12 protein-coding genes are annotated in these 17,345 nt (G+C 57.9%); all 12 read left to right on the forward strand.

What is annotated here, in order from left to right; genetic code table 11:
- The first annotated feature begins 34 nt into the window (after positions 1 to 34).
- Complete coding sequence (locus RDV48_03540) at positions 35 to 502, forward strand: DUF2760 domain-containing protein (GenBank protein MDQ7821849.1); 468 nt, start codon at positions 35 to 37, stop codon at positions 500 to 502.
- A 48-nt stretch (positions 503 to 550) separates the two neighbouring features.
- On the forward strand, positions 551 to 2,371 hold the full coding sequence (locus RDV48_03545; GenBank protein MDQ7821850.1) for an Hsp70 family protein: 1,821 nt from the start codon (positions 551 to 553) through the stop codon (positions 2,369 to 2,371).
- A 24-nt stretch (positions 2,372 to 2,395) separates the two neighbouring features.
- Positions 2,396 to 5,164, forward strand: coding sequence for an Hsp70 family protein (locus tag RDV48_03550; protein MDQ7821851.1), 2,769 nt, complete (start codon positions 2,396 to 2,398; stop codon positions 5,162 to 5,164).
- 63 nt (positions 5,165 to 5,227) lie between these two features.
- The gene (locus tag RDV48_03555; GenBank protein MDQ7821852.1) at positions 5,228 to 5,689 is read left to right on the forward strand and encodes a hypothetical protein; all 462 of its coding nucleotides are present in this window, start codon (positions 5,228 to 5,230) and stop codon (positions 5,687 to 5,689) included.
- A gap of 136 nt (positions 5,690 to 5,825) precedes the next feature.
- Complete coding sequence (locus tag RDV48_03560) at positions 5,826 to 9,350, forward strand: tetratricopeptide repeat protein (protein MDQ7821853.1); 3,525 nt, start codon at positions 5,826 to 5,828, stop codon at positions 9,348 to 9,350.
- 72 nt (positions 9,351 to 9,422) lie between these two features.
- On the forward strand, positions 9,423 to 11,657 hold the full coding sequence (gene priA, locus RDV48_03565) for a primosomal protein N' (GenBank protein MDQ7821854.1): 2,235 nt from the start codon (positions 9,423 to 9,425) through the stop codon (positions 11,655 to 11,657).
- 115 nt (positions 11,658 to 11,772) lie between these two features.
- Positions 11,773 to 12,870: a hypothetical protein gene (locus tag RDV48_03570; GenBank protein MDQ7821855.1), complete on the forward strand. Its 1,098-nt coding sequence runs from the start codon at positions 11,773 to 11,775 to the stop codon at positions 12,868 to 12,870.
- A 40-nt stretch (positions 12,871 to 12,910) separates the two neighbouring features.
- The gene (gene def / locus RDV48_03575) at positions 12,911 to 13,393 is read left to right on the forward strand and encodes a peptide deformylase (protein MDQ7821856.1); all 483 of its coding nucleotides are present in this window, start codon (positions 12,911 to 12,913) and stop codon (positions 13,391 to 13,393) included.
- Between the two features lie 58 nt (positions 13,394 to 13,451).
- Positions 13,452 to 14,414, forward strand: a complete 963-nt coding sequence (gene fmt, locus RDV48_03580; protein MDQ7821857.1) for a methionyl-tRNA formyltransferase — start codon at positions 13,452 to 13,454, stop codon at positions 14,412 to 14,414.
- A 25-nt stretch (positions 14,415 to 14,439) separates the two neighbouring features.
- Positions 14,440 to 15,447 carry a hypothetical protein gene (locus tag RDV48_03585; GenBank protein MDQ7821858.1) on the forward strand — a complete coding sequence of 336 codons (1,008 nt, stop codon included), beginning with the start codon at positions 14,440 to 14,442 and terminating at the stop codon, positions 15,445 to 15,447.
- A 113-nt stretch (positions 15,448 to 15,560) separates the two neighbouring features.
- Positions 15,561 to 16,640, forward strand: coding sequence for a 23S rRNA (adenine(2503)-C(2))-methyltransferase RlmN (gene rlmN / locus RDV48_03590; protein MDQ7821859.1), 1,080 nt, complete (start codon positions 15,561 to 15,563; stop codon positions 16,638 to 16,640).
- A complete protein-coding gene (locus RDV48_03595; GenBank protein MDQ7821860.1) occupies positions 16,618 to 17,328 on the forward strand; it encodes a DUF3662 domain-containing protein in 711 nt (236 codons plus the stop codon). The genes rlmN and RDV48_03595 overlap by 23 nt, the downstream gene beginning before the upstream one ends.
- Positions 17,329 to 17,345: the final 17 nt, after the last annotated feature.

Genomic DNA, 17,345 nt, shown 5'->3' on the forward strand with positions numbered 1-17,345 from the left:
TGGTCCCGCCCGGGGAAAGAAAGGAGTGATCATTATGGGTGGGTTTATAAAGGCCTTGCAGCTTTTTTTCCAGGTCCTCAGGGACAGGGAGCTGGCCGAGGGAATTGAGAGACTGAAAAGCGGGCAGCTCTGCGACCCTGCACGGGTCCTTTACCTTTTCCAGCGCGAAGCGCGCTTTGTGGATTTCATCAAGGAAGACCTGGAGGGTATCGGCGATGCCCAGGTGGGCGCCGTGGCGCGCACCTTACACCAGGGGTGCCGGAAGATCCTCAAGGAGTATCTTGTCATAGAGCCTGTGAGGAGCGAAGAGGAGGGCTCGCCTCTCACCGTGGAGAAAGGCTTTGATCCCTCGGCGATCCGCCTGGTGGGGAATGTGAGCGGTGAGCCCCCTTTCAAGGGAACGCTGGCCCACCATGGGTGGAAGCTTGCCTCTTCCAAGGTTCCGGCCGCACCCTCCGGCCAGGATTCGTCAATAATCCAGCCTGCCGAGGTAGAGCTCTAGCGGGAGCGAAGATAAATTTGCATTTTCTGTTATGAAATGAGGTGTACTATGAAAGATTCAAAATATGTGATAGGAATAGACCTTGGCACTACCAACAGCGCCATGGCCTATGGAGACACCACTGTTCCCTCCGGGGAGCAGCGCCACGTGATTTTTGACATCCCGCAGGTGGTGCAGGCCGGCGAAGTGGAGAGCCGCCCCGTCCTCCCCTCCTTCACCTACCTGCCTGGCGACCATGAGCTCCCCGAGGGGAGCCTTGCCCTTCCCTGGGACGGCGGGAGAGCCTTTGCCGTGGGAGAATTTGCCCGCGACCAGGGCGCCAAGGTCCCCCACCGCCTCGTGTCGTCCGCCAAGTCATGGCTCTGTAATGGCGGCGTGGATCGCACGGATGCCATCCTTCCCTGGAAGAGCCCAGATGAGGTGGAGAAAATCTCTCCTGTCGAGGTGTCAAGGCGTTACCTTGCCCACATGAAAGAGGCCTGGGACCATCATCCCGAGATTTCTGGCGGGTCCCCCTTTGAGGACCAGGAGATTGTGCTCACTGTCCCCGCGTCCTTTGATGCCGTCGCCAGGGAGCTCACCGTGAAGGCTGCCACCGAGGCAGGCTTCACCTGCACCCTGCTGGAGGAGCCTCAGGCAGCTCTCTATGCGTGGCTCAGCACCATGGGAGACAAATGGCGCAAGCTCCTTGCCGTGGGCGACCTGATCTTTGTCTGCGACATAGGCGGCGGTACCACAGACTTCAGTCTTATCTCCGTCAGTGAAGAGGGAGGTGACCTGGTGCTTGAGCGGATTGCCGTAGGGGACCATATCCTGCTGGGCGGCGACAACATGGATCTTGCCCTTGCAATGGCCGTAAGCAACCGCCTCAGGGAGGACGGCACAAAGCTCGATTCGTGGCAGCTCAAGGCGCTCTGCCAGAGTGCACGCACGGCCAAGGAAAACATGCTCCGCGACATGAAGATGAAGAAGCACCAGCTCGTAGTTCCCGGAAGGGGAAGCAAGCTCATAGGCGGCTCTGTGAAAGCCGATCTTACCCGCGACGAGCTCGAGACGGTGCTCATCGAAGGATTCTTTCCTCAGGTTGCCTCCGATGACCACCCCGAGCGGGGGACGAGGATAGGCCTCACGGAACTGGGCCTCCCCTATGAGGCCGATGCCGCCGTGACAAAGCACATCGCAAAGTTTCTCTCTGTCCATCAGCGCTCCATGGCCCGCGGCAGAGATGATGACGGCTTTGTTCTTCCCACGGCCATTCTCTTCAACGGGGGTGTCCTCAAGAGTCCCCTCATCTGTGAGAGGATAGTGAAAGTGATCAAAAGCTGGGCATCCGACGAGAGTGCCGGGGAGATTAAAGTGCTTGAAGGCACTGACCGTGATCTCGCCGTGGCGGTGGGGGCCTCCTATTACGGCATGGTGAAGAAGGGGAGCGGGATAAGGATAAGAGGCGGCACGGCACGGTCGTACTATATAGGCATTGAAACCTCAATGCCTGCCGTTCCCGGCATGAGACCGCCCCTCAAGGCCCTCTGCGTGGCTCCCCAGGGGATGGAGGAAGGTACAGAGGCGGAGCTTCCCGGCAGGGAATTCGGTCTTGTCGTGGGAGAACCCGTGGAGTTCAGGTTCCTTTCCTCGTCGCAGAGGAATGAGGACAACGTCGGGACCCTCGTCGAAGAGTGGGATGACGAGCTCCAGGAGCTTCCCGCCCTCAGGGTCGAGCTTCCCCCCGAGGGTGTCGAGCACAGGGTGGTGCCTGTGACCCTCAGGGCCAATGTCACCGAGGTGGGAACCCTTGAGCTCTGGTGTGTCGAGGGTGAAGACGGGCGGCGCTGGAAGCTGGAGTTCGACGTGAGGGAAAAGGACGAGTGACTTTAAAGAAGCGGAAGGGCTCACATGGAGGCTTCATCACGCTATTCCATAGGGATTGACCTGGGCACCACCAACTCATCGGTGGCCTATATCGACAGGAACTCGCGGGCGAAGAGGCGCCCCATCCAGTTCCTGGAGATCCCTCAGGTCGTGGCCGAGGGCGAGGTGGCCTCGAGGCTGCTCCTCCCCTCCTTTCTTTACTTTCCCCGCGAGTTTGAAGTCCCCCGGGAGCAGCTTGGCCTCCCCTGGGACAGCGAGCGTGATCATGTCATCGGGGAGTTCGCCCGCGCCCGTTCAGCACTAGTGGCCGGCCGCGTGGTCTCATCGGCGAAGTCGTGGCTTTGCCATGCCAAAGTGGACCGCAGGGCCCCCCTGCTCCCCTGGGGCTCACCGGAGGGAGAGCGCACCATCTCGCCTCTTGATGCCACGCGATGCTTTCTCTGTCACCTGAAGGAGGCCTGGAATCACGACATGGCATCTCATGATGACGGAGCCCGCATGGAGCAGCAGGAGCTGGTCATCACCGTCCCCGCCTCTTTTGACGAAGCGGCGCGGGAGCTTACAGTGGAGGCAGCACGGACCTGCGGACTCTCAAGAATCATCCTGCTGGAAGAGCCTCAGGCAGCCTTTTATTCCTGGCTTTATTCCCATGAAGCCTCATGGAGGAGGAGCCTCAAGGGGCTCTCAGTCATCCTGGTCTGTGACGTGGGAGGGGGCACAAGCGATTTCACCCTGATCAGGGTGGAGCATGGCACCGACGACCTCTCCCTCAGGAGAGTCGCCGTAGGTGAGCATCTTCTTCTGGGCGGCGACAACATGGATCTTGCCCTGGCCCGCCATATGGAGAAGAAAGTCTTTCATGGCGAAAGGAAGCTTGACAGCGCAGGGTGGTCCATGCTCTGCCAGCAATGCAGGAGCGCCAAGGAAAAGGCCTTCATGGAGAACCCGCCGCCCGAGTTTTCCCTCACCATCACAGGGCGGGGAAGCCGGCTCGTGGGAGGGGCCTCTTCTGCACTCATCACAAGGGATGAGGTGGTGAGCCTTCTGATGGAGGGCTTTCTTCCCGATGTCCTCTACGGTGAGCCTGTAATCTCTTCAAGGGGAGCGGGCCTCAAGGAGTGGGGCCTTCCCTACGCCAATGACCCTGCCATCACAAGGCACCTCTCGGAGTTCCTTCGGCACCATCTCCCCGGCAGTGAATTTCCCGACGCGGTGCTCTTCAACGGGGGAGCCCTCTCTCCCGTTGCGCTCCAGGAGCGGATCGTCAATATTCTGGAGAAATGGCGAGGCCCCGGTAATCCCCTCAGGATCCTTCCCAACCGGTTTCCCGAGCATGCCGTGTCAAGGGGCGCCGCCTATTTCGGGCTGGTGCGCACAGGCGAAGGGGTGCGCATCGGCGGCGGCACGCCGCGCTCGTACTATGTCGGCGTCGAGGTGGCCGACAGAGGCCGCGGGCTTCCTCCCCCCGGCACACAGGTACTCTGCCTTGTCCCGAAGGATCTCCTCACGGAGGAGGTACAGGAGATCAGGGGGCATGAGTTCTCCCTGCTGCTGGGCCGCCCCGTGAGCTTTGCCCTGTTTTCCTCAACGCGCAGGGATGAAGATCTCCCGGGAGAGCTGCATCTCATCGATCCCGACGAGCTTGAAAAGCTCCCTCCCCTCTACACCGTCCTGTCCCATGAAGGCACTGAAGGCGAGGTCCCTGTCCATCTCAGGGCCTGGATCACCGAAATCGGCACCCTTGAGCTCTGGTGCGTCTCCGAGGCTGAGCAGTGGAAGCTTCAATTTGCCCTCGCGGCGGGCCCTGCCGCCGCCGCAGAGAAAGGTGAAGAGCCGCCATCCCTGGCGCCATCCATAGCAAGGGATGCCAAGGAACTTGTGGCAGCGGCATTTCAGAAGAAAGGATCGCAGGAGGTGAAGCCCCGCGGCCTTCTCTCGGCTCTTGAAGAGATGACGCACGGGAAGCGCGAGCTCTGGCCCATGGCCTTTTCCAGGGAAATCGGGGATGCCGCCCTCCAGGTGGCGGGAAGAAGGAGGAGCACTCCCACCGCCGAGGCGAGCTGGTTCAATGTTGCAGGCTTTGCGCTTCGCCCGGGATTCGGCTACCCTCTTGACGAGTGGAGAATGGAAAAGGTGTGGTCTCTTTTTCCCCACTGGCTCCAGCACCACCGCGATCCTCAGTGCCGCCTTGAATGGTGGATTTTCTGGCGCCGCTGTGCAGGCGGTCTTGATGAGAAAGCTCAGGAGCAGATCTTTGACAGGGTGAGCCCTTACCTTTTCCCGGGGAGAAAGCACATCAGGACATTTCCCGGCCCTGCTCCCGTGCGCATTGAATTTCTCGAAATGATGAGGACGGCCTCATGTATTGAAAAAATTTCAGGACATGGCCGCTCCATGCTGGGCGACTATGTCCAGGCCCACCTGAAAAGCCATCCCGAAGCCGCCGACTGGTACTGGATGATTGCGCGGATAGGCTCCCGGATCCCCTTTGCTTCAGGTGCTGACAAGGTCCTTGCGCCTGAGACCGTATCCCCCTGGGTGGAGACCCTTGTCTCCCTCCCATGGCAGGGCTCCCAGGGAGCCTTTGCCCTTTCAAGGATTGCCCGCCTCACGGGCGACAGGGCCCGCGATATCGATGAGCCGCTGAGGATGGCGGCGGTAAAGAGGCTTCGGGCCTCGGGATGCGATGAAGAACTAATTGCGCCGCTCCTGGAGGTCGTGGAAGACAGGACTGCTGACCAGAGTATGGTCTTCGGCGAGTCACTCCCGCCGGGCCTTACGGTAAAATCCTGAAAATGCTTGATTTTATTGTCAGTATGGTTTACAATAGAAGGGTAAAAAAAGGGGGGAAAAATTATGGATAATCTCGGCAGCGTTTACGGACCTTCATTTTCCAAGGGGCCTCTGATGCTGGTAGGGTGGAATGCAAGGGAGGACAAGCTTTCGGTGCAGACAGGCACCACCTTTATTGACTATCCTGGAACCGACAAGGATGTCATGATCCGTTGTGAGCAGGATTCCATCATCATAGACAGGAAAAGCGACGTGCCCGCGGTCATCATAAAGAGAAACGGCGACGATATAGAGGTCCACAAGGAAGGACAAGATGCCGATGTGAGGATCAAGCGGAGCGGCAATGAGATTTACGTGGACAGGAAAGGGATGGATGAAGACGTGACCATATCGCGCCAGGGCACCCTCGTGATCTTTGACCGCATGGGGCAGGATCGCGATGTGAAGATATCATCAACCTCCGATCACGGCGTCAATTTCCCTGTGTACATCACATGGGAAGGCGAAGTCATTGAGCAGGTCTGATGACAGCTTGTGACCAGGACCCAGGGATCTCTTAAGAGAGATCTTTTTCTTTTTCAGGTCAGGCCCTTCCCCCTTATTGACAGCGGCCGAAAAGGGGTGTAAAATCTCTATATTCCCCCTGTAAGGAACTCTCCTGATGCTTGGAACGGTATTTATAGGAAGATACAAGGTAATAGAAGAACTCGGCCGCGGCGGCATGGGTATTGTCTACAGGGGAGAGGATCCTGCCCTGGAGAGGCCTGTCGCCATCAAGGTACTTCCCCCCAAGAAGCTTTCACAGAAAAAAGCCATCAAGCGTTTTCTCCGTGAGGCCCGAGTCTCGGCGCGCCTTGATCACCCCAGGATTGTCAAGATCTATGACATCGGCGAGGAAGAGGGCATCTACCACATTGTCATGGAGTACGTGTCGGGGAAGGGGCTGCGCGATCTCATCGAGGAGCGCGAGAGTGTCGGGCAGATCGACATAGACGACATGACGCGCCTTTTCAAGCAGATATGCCAGGCCATCGAGTATGCCCACAGCCTGAAGATTGTGCACCGTGACATCAAGCCGGAAAACATCATGGTGACCACCGAGGGGAATGCCAAGGTCATGGACTTCGGCCTTGCCGTCCTCGAGGACCGCCATTCAATCACCGAGATGGGCGCCGTAATGGGGACGATAGCCTATTTCTCCCCTGAGCAGGCCCGCGGTGAGCCTGCCGATCACCGTGCCGATATCTACTCGCTCGGCGTGGTATTCTACGAGATGCTCACTAACGCGCTTCCCTTTGAGGCTACCAACCCCTCGGACATGATCCAGAAGCATCTCCAGGCGCTTCCCCTCTCGCCTGTCAAGCGGAACCCCTCGGTGCCGCCCCTCCTGGAGAGCCTTATCCTGAAGTGCCTCCGCAAGCTCCCCGACGACCGTTATGGTGACGTCTCCGAGCTGACAGCCGAGCTTTCGCGCTACATCCGCTCAAGGGAGAAGCAGAAGGAAGAGCCTCGCCCTGAAGCGCTGGCGCCGGAGCCTGTCCAGGGGCCGCCTCCCAAGGTTGAATGGCCCTTTTCTCCCCCTCAGAGTGACTCTGTGCCCCACGTCCATTACCAGCCGCCACGGGAAATGGAGCACCTGGCCACTCCCCAGGGAGAGGAGGAAGAGGACGAGGGGCCTGTTCCCGAGCTTCCTCATCATCTGATCCCGCCCGAGGAGGCCGATGGCAGGGCCTTTCACCCCGCGGACATACCGGCCCAAACACCTCCACCCGCCGAAGCGCCGCCCGGGCAGAAATTCCAGCCGGTTGCAGGAACAACTCCCCTTGCGAGTCCTCAATGGATGATGGAGGCCAAGGAGGAAGCCGAGCAGGATCGCTACCAGGCCTTCATGGACAAGCTCAGGCGCGATGCCGCTGTCCGCTCCCATGCCACTGAAATGGAGGTGGCACCCACGCCTGCCGCCGTGGTATGCGCCAAGTGCGGCCTTGAGAACACGGGAGACAAGAAGTACTGTGTGGACTGCGGGAGCCTTCTCGCCCCCAGCTACTTTGTCGCTGCCCGCGAGGCGATCCATCACAATGACCAGGGGGTCATCTACTTTGAGGAGGGCCAGCTTGAGAGGGCTCTCTTCGAGTTCCAGCAGGCTCTTGCCCGCGATCCCGACATGGCCGAGGCGCGCTTCAACATTGCAAGGGTCTATCTGGAAAGGGGGGAGTTTGAAAAGGCTTTCGAGGCTTTCAGGGAATTCTCCCATCTTCAGCCAGACAACCCCCAGCCCTATCTTTACCTGGCCGATATTTACCGGAAGCAGGATCGGAAGGATCTTGCCATCAACGAGTACATTAAGGCCATCAAGCTCAATCCCTCAGACGCGGCGGTGCGCTGCCAGCTCGCTTTCCTCTATTCCCAGCAGGGTGCCCTTCCCCAGGCCATCCAGGAATACAGAGTGGCCCAGAACATTGACCCCGAGAATATTGAGGCTCACCGCCAGCTCGGCTTCATCTATGCGGGCCTCGAGCAGGTTGATGACGCCATAAGGGAGTTCGAGTGGGTCGTGAAGCTCGACCCCGGCAACCAGCAGGCTTACACGTGGCTGGGAAACCTTTATACGAAGCGCCGTCGCTATGGCAATGCCGAGAAGGTCTATACCATGGCCCTCTCCCTCAACCCTGCCGATGCCGGCATTCATGCCCAGCTTGGCGGCCTCTACGAGATGCAGAACAGGGAGGAGCTCGCCTTCCAGTCGCTCTTCCGGGCTGTCTCCATCGACCAGGGAAATGCCGAGGCCAGGACCAGGCTTGCCGATCTCTACCTGAAGCACCACCAGCCCCAGATGGCCGTCAAGGAGCTTGAGGCCGTCGTCACCCACCACCCCAACGATCTGAAGATCCACCAGCAGCTCGGTGAGCTCTATCTTCATCTCAACAAGTTTGATGAGGCCCTCGATCACTTTGAGAAAACAGTGAACCTCTCGCCGGGGACTGCCGACCTTCACAACAAGCTGGGAAGACTCTATCTGAAGAAGGACTTCAACCAGCTCAGCATCCTGGAATACCAGAAGGCCGTGAGTCTCGATCCCTGCAACCCCGAGTATCATGAGGATCTTGGAATGGCCTACTACTGCCAGAACAGGAATGATATGGCCATCCAGGAGCTCAGGAAGGCCGTCACCCTTGACAGTCGGAACGTCGATTACTACAAGGCGCTTGGCGTGATGCTCGAAGAGGAGGGCCGTCTCGACGAGGCCATAAAGATGCTGAAAAAGGCCCAGGAGATGGACAGGAAGGATCCCATGATCCATGCCCTCATGGGGAAGGTCTATTTCTCCCAGGGCCTGATGAACATGGCCATCTTCGAGTACCAGAAGGCCCTTGAGCTCCAGCCCACCAATTACCTCTTCCATATCTACATGGCCAAGGCCTATTCCCGCCAGGAGAAGGTTGACGCCGCAATCGAGGCATTCAGGAAAGCGATTGAGCTCATGCCGGGCGCCCGAGGCGCGGAATACAACATCGTGATGGGGAAAGCCTATGTCGATCTTGGCAAGGCTTACCTGGATAAGGGCGATCTCAACCTTGCAAAGGAAGTGCTCCTTACGGCATACAAGCTCACCCCGCAGAATGCCAGGGTCTCCCATTACCTGGGGATCATATTCCTGGGCCTCAAGGACTTCAAGAACTCGCTGCACTATATCTCGGAGGCTCTCAACCTTGAGCCCAACAATGCCGATATCATGGCGGACCTGGGGAACCTTTACCTCGCCCGGGGCGACATTGAGCTCGCTATAAGGGCTTTCAGGAGATCCATTGATCTCTCGCCTGACAGGTTTGATGTCTACGAGCTGCTCACCATGGTCCTCACCAGGGCCGGAAAGTTCTCAGATGCTGTCGAGGTGCTCCGCTCTGCGAAGGAACTCAATCACTCGCAGGCCGATCACTATCACTGGCTTATCGGAGGCCTTTTCCTGAAGCTCAAGGACCCGGAGAGCGCACGGGAGGAGTTCACGAGAGCCATCGCGATAAACAACAGGAACTGGAATTACTACTTTGATCTCGGCGGGGCATACCGCCTTCTCAACCGCAACGAGGAGGCATTCAGGGAGCTTGAGACGGCCTTCAGCCTCTGCAAGGACAAGAAATCCTCGGAGCTCATCATGGCAGAGCTTAAAAAGATAAGGGTGCGGTGAGCCCCCTGCCAGGAATATCCGGGCGGATCCCTGTGTATCGTGAAGTACCCTCCTCTCTTCAGGACAGGACCTATGAGTGACAAATCTTTTGCCCAAATCGTCGTGGATCTCAATGTAAAGGGGCTTGACAGGCTCTTTACCTACCATGTTCCCCCACCCTTTCGGGACATGCTTGAGATTGGCTCCATAGTGAGGATCCCTTTCGGAAATAAAATGAGAGCCGGGTTTGTCGTTGAGTTCGCCGCCACAGGGGGGACCCTGGAAAAGGGGATAGAGATCAAGGATATTGATGCAGTGCTCCGTACCGCCTCGCCATGGCGCCGGGAGCTCATAGAGCTTGCCCAGTGGATGTGCCGTTATTACGGGTGCACCTTCCTTGAGGCCCTCAGGGCAAGCCTGCCGCCTTCCATGGTCATCCGCCAGGCCAGGGTGAGAGAAAACGAAAAATTCAGGAAGCTTGTGGTGTTGAAAGCTCCCCTTCCGGCGGGTTATCCGGAGAAATTCCCGGCAAAAGCTCCGCGGCAGAGAGAGGCCCTCGATAAGCTCTCAGCCCGGGGCTCTCCCCTCCCGGCGGCGGAACTGGGAGTGTCCCTGCAGGTTTTGAGGGATCTTCAGAAAAAAGACCTTGTGGAGATAAGAGAGGAAAGGATCAACAGAATCCCCGGCATCACCCGCTCATTCGATCCCACTTCACCCTTTCAGCTCACCAGCCAGCAGCAGGAGGCTTATGATAAGGCGGTACTCCTGATGAAAAATGGGGAAGGCTCTGTCATGCTTCTTCATGGCGTCACGGGAAGCGGGAAAACCGAGGTCTATCTGCAGGCAATTGCCCACTGTCTCAGCCAGGGAAGAACAGCCCTTGTCCTTGTCTCGGAAATCGCCCTCACTCCCCAGGCACTGGACCGGTTCAGGGGAAGGTTCGGTGCTATGGTGGCCCTTCTCCACTCGGGGCTCTCGGCAGGTGAGCGCCACGATGAGTGGCGGCGCATCATGGAGGGCGAGGCCCGGGTGGTTCTAGGCGCCCGGGGCGCAGTCTTTGCCCCCCTTGAGGACCTGGGCCTCCTGATACTTGACGAAGAGCATGAGACTTCTTACAAGTCAGAAGCCGATCCCCGCTATCATGCCCGCCATGTGGCCGTGAAAAGGGCCCTCCACAACAGGGCGGTCCTTCTTCTCGGGAGCGCCTCGCCTTCCCTCGAAAGCTACTACAGGGCCCGGCAGGGTGCCTACACCCTGGCTGAGCTCCCTGAACGCATTCCGGGGACCAGCTTCCCTTCAATGAAGATCGTTGATCTCAGGAAGTATTACAACCGTCCCGGGGGAAGGCTTTTCAGCCCCTACCTCACAAGGAAGATAAGAGATGTCCTCAAGAGGGGGGAACAGGCGATTCTTCTCATCAACAGGAGGGGGCTTTATAATTATCTCTACTGCACTGAGTGCGGCCATATCATCTCCTGTCCCCACTGCGACATCGCGCTGAGAATCCACCGCGATCCCATGCTGATGAGATGCCATTACTGCCTTTACGAGCACGGGGTCCCCGAGGCCTGCCCCCATTGCAAGGGCCCTGGCCTCTCCTCCCGCGGAGGGGGAACCCAGCGGGCCGAGAGCGAGCTTGCCCATCTTTTTCCCCAGGCCCGCATCATAAGGATGGACAGGGACACCACGAGAAAAAAGGGAGCCTATGACTATTACTATGATCTTTTCAGGCGCGGTGACGCCGATATCCTGCTGGGGACCCAGATGATAGCCAAGGGCCTGGATTTTCCCCGGGTAACCCTCGCGGGAGTTCTCATGGCCGACGTGGCCCTTTCCCTTCCTGATTTCCGGTCAGGTGAGCGCACGTACCAGCTCCTTCTCCAGGTGGCGGGAAGGAGCGCGCGCAGCGTTCTGGGGGGCGAGGTGGTCATCCAGACCTACAACCCCGATCATCCGGCACTCGCAGCCCTCATGGGACACGATCACAGGTGCTTCTATGAGTGGGAGCTGCGAAGCCGCCAGGAGCTCAGCTACCCTCCCTTCATGCACATGGTGCGCCTTGTCTTTTCGGGCCCCCAGGAGGGACTCGCAGGGGCCGTGGCGGGATCCTTCAAAGATGAGCTCTCCCGGGGCGCCCTGGAGGGCCACATCATCATGGGCCCCGCTCCCTGCCCCCTTTCATTTCTTCGCAATGAGTTCCGCTTTCAGATCCTCATCAAGACAAGAGCTGTCACCGATATCGTGGCCCTGGCAGGAGGGATAAGGGAGCGCTTCTCGAGGAAAGAGGTAAGGGTCACTCTTGATGTCGATCCCGTGTCGTTCCTTTAGCAGGGCATTGCATAATGGGCCATAAAGAGGTATCATAGAGAGGGACAGAGGAATTTTGGGGCATGTATTGAATATTCTGGAAATTGCGAGATATTCTGAAGGGGAGGCTCATACCATGAAAAAGATCTTGTTATATGCAGGCTGTGTCATCGTGCTCATAGCCCTGCTATCACCCCTGGTGATGGCGGCGGATCCGGTATATGATCAGGAGTGGACCATTTACGTGAGGAACAGGGAGCTCCAGGCACCCTTTCAGCTCACGGGCGGGAGATTCTTCGTTCCCCTCTCCCCGCTCCTTGATGCCCTCAAATACAGCTGCTCGCAGGGCGATGACGGGGTGATCACGATAAACTCAACGCCCGGTGCGACGGGCGGCGTGACGATAAGCGGGGGGCGTGCCACTTTTGCTTATGGCGACAACAAGTTCAGCGTCAACGTGATGATGACGAGAGGGGAGAATTATGTCGAGCTCGCCACCTTCGCGAGAAATATCGGATTGGGTGTCGTAAGCAACAATGACACGGGCATCGTTGATGTGGTGGTGCCCCAGGGTATTTCGGCCAAGGATTTTGAGAAGGAGCACAACCTTGCGGTGCTGAAGGGGAACGCCGAGGCCTCCGAGGCAGACAACACCGTGGGCGGTACCTATGCCACCATAGACAAGGGCCCCGGTTCCGACGCCACGTCACAGGGACTTGACACGAGCGGCCCCAAGGCTACCACGGCAGCTGCAACCGGCGCCGGCCCCGGCCAGTCGGTGGACCAGGGCCCCAAGACCTCCACGGCAAGCTCAACGGCGGAGCCCGGAGCGAAAACGGGCCAGAGTGCTGCAGCCACCACATCCGCCACGACGCAGAAAGGCAAGGAAGAGGAATCGCCTATCAAGCAGGTCGGAGATTTAGGCGGATTTGCCGACACGAGGACCTGGAACTGCTGGTGGAATGCCACCCTGAAGAACACCGGGGAGGATACGGTCAACAACGTCATTGTCACGCTCCATATACAGGACGGCTACGGCAAGGATTTTGACACGCAGATCAAGCCCATCGGAAACATGCGGCCCGGCGACATTTCAAAGGTGGATTTCACCTGGATGAACAAGAGCAGGCTCAATGTATTTCCCAAGCTGGAGATCAAGCACGATCCCCTTCCCAAGAAAGAGGAAACCCCTGCGGGGCAGCAGCAGGTCAAGCCCGTGGTGAAGCCAAAGTAAAACATCGCAGCTTATATTCACGAAAGGAAGTTGAATGGCAATGGCGCTCAGGCCGATAAGGTTTCTCGGTGAGCAGGTGCTGCGCAGGAAGGCCAAGGACGTGGAAAAGCTTGACGCCTACATTATCCAGCTCCTCAATGACATGGTCGATACGATGTACCAGAACAGAGGGATTGGCCTTGCGGCAAACCAGGTGGGCGTGCTGAAGAAGCTCATTGTGATAGACATAGGCGAGGGCCTTATCAAGCTCATCAATCCAAGGATATTGAAGAAGGAAGGGAGCGAGGTGTGCACCGAGGCCTGCCTGAGCATGCCGGATATGCTCGGCGAGGTGGACCGGGCCACCGAAGTGACGGTGAAGGCGTACGATGAAAAGTTCAAGCCCTTTGAAATCACGGGGCGGGGACTTCTTGCCCGTGTGCTTCAGCATGAGATCGACCACCTTCAGGGCAGGCTCTTTATAGACATGGCTACCAACGTGAGGAAATGCCCTCCCCCGGAGGAAGAGCAGGAGAATCCTTGACGCCCACTCCGGCACCGGTAAGGGGAGCGGCCCTCTCCCGAGGAGACTGTGGTTCACCATGAAAGTCTTGTTTTTCGGCTCCGAGGATTTTTCCATTCCGGCGCTGCGCATGCTCTCGGAAGGACCCCATGAGGTGGTGGCTGTGGTGACGCAGCCCGACAGGAAGAAGGGCCGGGGTCACCAGGAGAGCGGGACGGAAGTGGCGGAATACGCTCATTCCCGCGGGATTCCCCTCCTCAAGCCGGAGAAACTGAAGGATCCGGGATTTCTGGAGACTTTGAAGGATCTGGCGCCGGATCTTGTGGTGGTCTGCGCCTATGGCAAGATCCTCAGGCAGAGGGTGCTCGTCTGCCCTCGCCTGGGATGCATAAATGTCCATCCTTCCCTTCTTCCCCGATACCGTGGCGCCACACCCATCGAGGCCGCCCTGAGGTCCGGTGACACGATAACGGGCGTCACGATCTTTTACATGGACGAGGGATGTGACACGGGAGATATAATTGTACAGAAACAGTATCCAATCGGGCCTGATGATACAAGAGGCTCCCTCAGGGAGAAGCTTTCCCATTTTGCCACAGGAGTGCTCGGGGAAGCCCTTGAACTGATCAGCGAGGGAAAGGCACCGCGGTGCCGCCAGACCGATGAAGGGGTCTGCTGCACCGCTCTGATAGAAAAGGAGGACACCTTCATAGACTGGTCGCTTCCGGCAGAGAACCTGGTCAATTTCACAAGGTCCCTCTGGCCGAGACCCTCGGCTCAAACTCTGTTCCGCGGGAAGCTGCTCAAGGTGGCTCCTCTGTCAATGGCTCCTGTCAGTCATGGGGGGACGGCACGGCCGGGGGAGATACTCGAGGTGAGGAAGAATGAAGGACCCCTTGTGGCGACGGGAAAAGGGGTAGTGAAACTGGGAGAGGTGAAGCCTGAGGGAAAGAAGCTGATGACGGCATGGCAGTTTTCCCTTGGCTACAGTCCAAGGGCAGGCGAGAGCTTTTCGCTGCCGGAGGGGTGCCCTTCCCTTTAGAGGGGCCATAAAAAGGAGGAAATATATGCGAAACCGTATTCTCTGCATCATCGCAATCCTGGTGCTGTGCGCAGCCCTGGCGGGAGGCTGCGCCTGGGCCAGTGATGATGAGAAAGGACTCACCAACTGCTCCACCCACATGAACACTCTGGTGCAGGCAATAGAGCTCTGGGCCAACGATCACAGGGGAAATTTCCCCACGAAAGAGGAGTTCTCAAGCCCCCGGTTCCTGGAGTACGTGAAAAAGGTGAAAGGGGGCTTTGCGAAAAAGGAGGTCTGCTGCCCCGTCTCAGCCAGGCCCTATCTCTATCAGTCCCTTCCCCTCCAGAAGAGCTACGTGATCAAGTGCCCCACACCCGAGATGCATGGACTCGCGTCTTTCTATTACTCCCGCGACAAGATGTTTGTCAAAGGGAAAAAGGTGCCGGTTGCAAAGAAGCCTTCCGGCACTTCTCCCGTCGCGGCGGCAGCTCCCACACCCGCGGCCACTGTAAGTGCAAAACCTTCCCCTTCCCCCTCGGCCAAGGTGAGCGCAAAGCCCACCCCTTCTCCCACGGCTTCACCTGCTGCGGTCAAAAAGCCGGGGAAGACTGAATCTCCCGAGCACCAGGATGTGCTGAAGGAAGACAGGGAGAAGATTATCACCGTCATCACGGCCCTCTATAATGCCTATTCCGAGAAGAACCTCGACAAGATAATGGAGCTTGAAAAGGAGTCCATCGAAGCATCAGCCACCGATTACGAGAAGAAGGGAAAAGGGCCGGCCCAGGAAGTGAGGGAGGCCTTTAAGAGCGCCACGAAGGAAATAATAGAGCACAAGGATTTCAAGATGCTTCCCCTCAACATGAGCGATCTGACCTTCCAGAAAAGGGGAAAGTTCGTCAAGGTCACGAGCGTAGTACCCATCATAGCCACCGAGAGGCTCGAGGTCATGGAGGAGGGGAAATACTTTTTCGTGAGACTCCGGATAGGAGAGCTTGTCTTTGACCAGCGCTCTGACGGATGGAAAATTGTCAACATGTATCTTTACTGAAAGGAAGGGCCATCAGGGGAAAGGCTCTCGCGGAGGACTGATGGAGGGGAACAGCGACTCCCCTCTTTTTTTCCCGGCCGGCCTGGCTCCCTGAAAGCCATGGGTGCAGGTGAGTGGATCTCAAGGGAATGGACCTCCGGGAGCTTGAGGAGTTTTTTATCGTGCTCGGTGAGGAAGCCTACCGCGGGAAGCAGATGATGAAATGGCTCTATGGCAAGGGAGAAAGCAACTTTGCCGCCATGACTGATTACGGCAGGGAGCTTCGCGGGCGCCTCTCTGAGGCAGCCTCCATCGGTCAGCTGAAGGTAGTCACACGGCAGGTGTCGTCTGACGGTGACGCCGAGAAGTATCTTTTTGCCCTCGCTGATGGCCATCTTGTCGAGAGTGTCCTTATGAGCTACGAGGATCACCTTGGTCCCTCGAGGATGACCGCCTGTATCTCCACGCAGGTGGGATGCGCCATGGGATGCACCTTCTGCGCTTCATCAATCGGGGGATTCGTGAGAAACCTCACCGCCGGCGAGATAGTGGACCAGGTGCTCCAGATCCAGAAAGAGATAGCCTCCCGCCAGGTGAGGGTCGCCAATGTGGTGATGATGGGCACGGGAGAGCCCCTCCTCAATTATGACCATGTGATGAAAGCCGTGAGGATCCTGAACCATCCCGACGGGATTGCCATCGGGGTGAGGCATATCGCCATATCGACCTGCGGCATAGTCCCCGGGATTGAAAGGCTTGCCACCGAGGGCATGCAGGTAAAGCTTGCCGTGTCCCTTCACAGCGCCAATGACGAGGTGAGGAGCTCCCTGATGCCGGTCAACAGGAAGTATCCCCTTGCGAGGCTCATGGAGAGCCTCCAAAATTACCAGAGGATGACGGGAAGGCGTGTCACCATAGAGTATGCCCTTATCAGGGGCGTGAATGACGGGGTTCATGATGCCATAGCCCTCCGTGAGCTCCTCAGGGGCCTTACTGCGCTCATCAACCTCATACCCCTCAATCCTGTCGCGGAGTTTTCTTGCCAGAGAAGCAGAGATGACTCCGTGGAGCGTTTCAAGAAGGTGATGGATGAGGCGGGAATCAGGACCACCGTGAGAAAGGAGCGGGGCGTCGATATAGACGCGGCCTGCGGCCAGCTCAGAAAAAAGGCGCGAGCGGCAGAAGGATGCCATGGAATACCTGAGAAAGCTTGAAAAGAGTCTTGAGCACCTCATAGAGGGAAGGATACTTGACCATTTCCAGGATGGCATCCACCCCATGGAGGTGGCAAAAAAGCTTGCCTCCATGATGAGGGAAGAGAAGCGCCTCATCCTGCAGAAATGTTACGGGCCCAATCATTACGTCATATCTCTCTCAGGGGAGGATTACCATGAGTTTTCCCGCCTTATGGCCACATTCAGGGGGGAGCTGGTACAGTTTCTCGCCATGGAGGCAGAAGATCTCGATCTTTCCTTCCTTGGCCCTCTTGGCGTTGAGCTTCATGAGGAGGGCTCTGTCAAAAGAGGCTTTGTAAAGCTCTCCTGCTCCTACACCTCGGGGGAGTCTGTCAAGGAGGGGGGGGCATCGCTCCAGGTGATCAGGGCCGTGCTTGCCGTCAAGGAAGGCTTCGGCAAGGGGAAGATTTACCCTCTCCTGGCAAGCGCAGTGACCCTCGGGCGCTCAGAGGATAACAGCATCATCATAAGCGATCCCAAGGTGTCGTCCCTTCACTGCAGGATAGAGCTGCAGGGCGACGAGTTTGTTTTAAAGGACATGGACAGCAGGAATGGCGTGGAGATTAACAGGAAGCCTGCCACAGGGGCGGTGCTCAGGGACAGGGATGAGATCGCTCTCGGTTATTCGATCCTCCAGTTCTTCAGGCTTTCCACCCAGTCCTTGTAGGCGGGGAGGTGACTGCT

The organism is Candidatus Eremiobacterota bacterium (assembly GCA_031082125.1).
In the GTDB taxonomy this organism is placed as follows: Bacteria; Vulcanimicrobiota; CADAWZ01; order CADAWZ01; family Ess09-12; genus Ess09-12.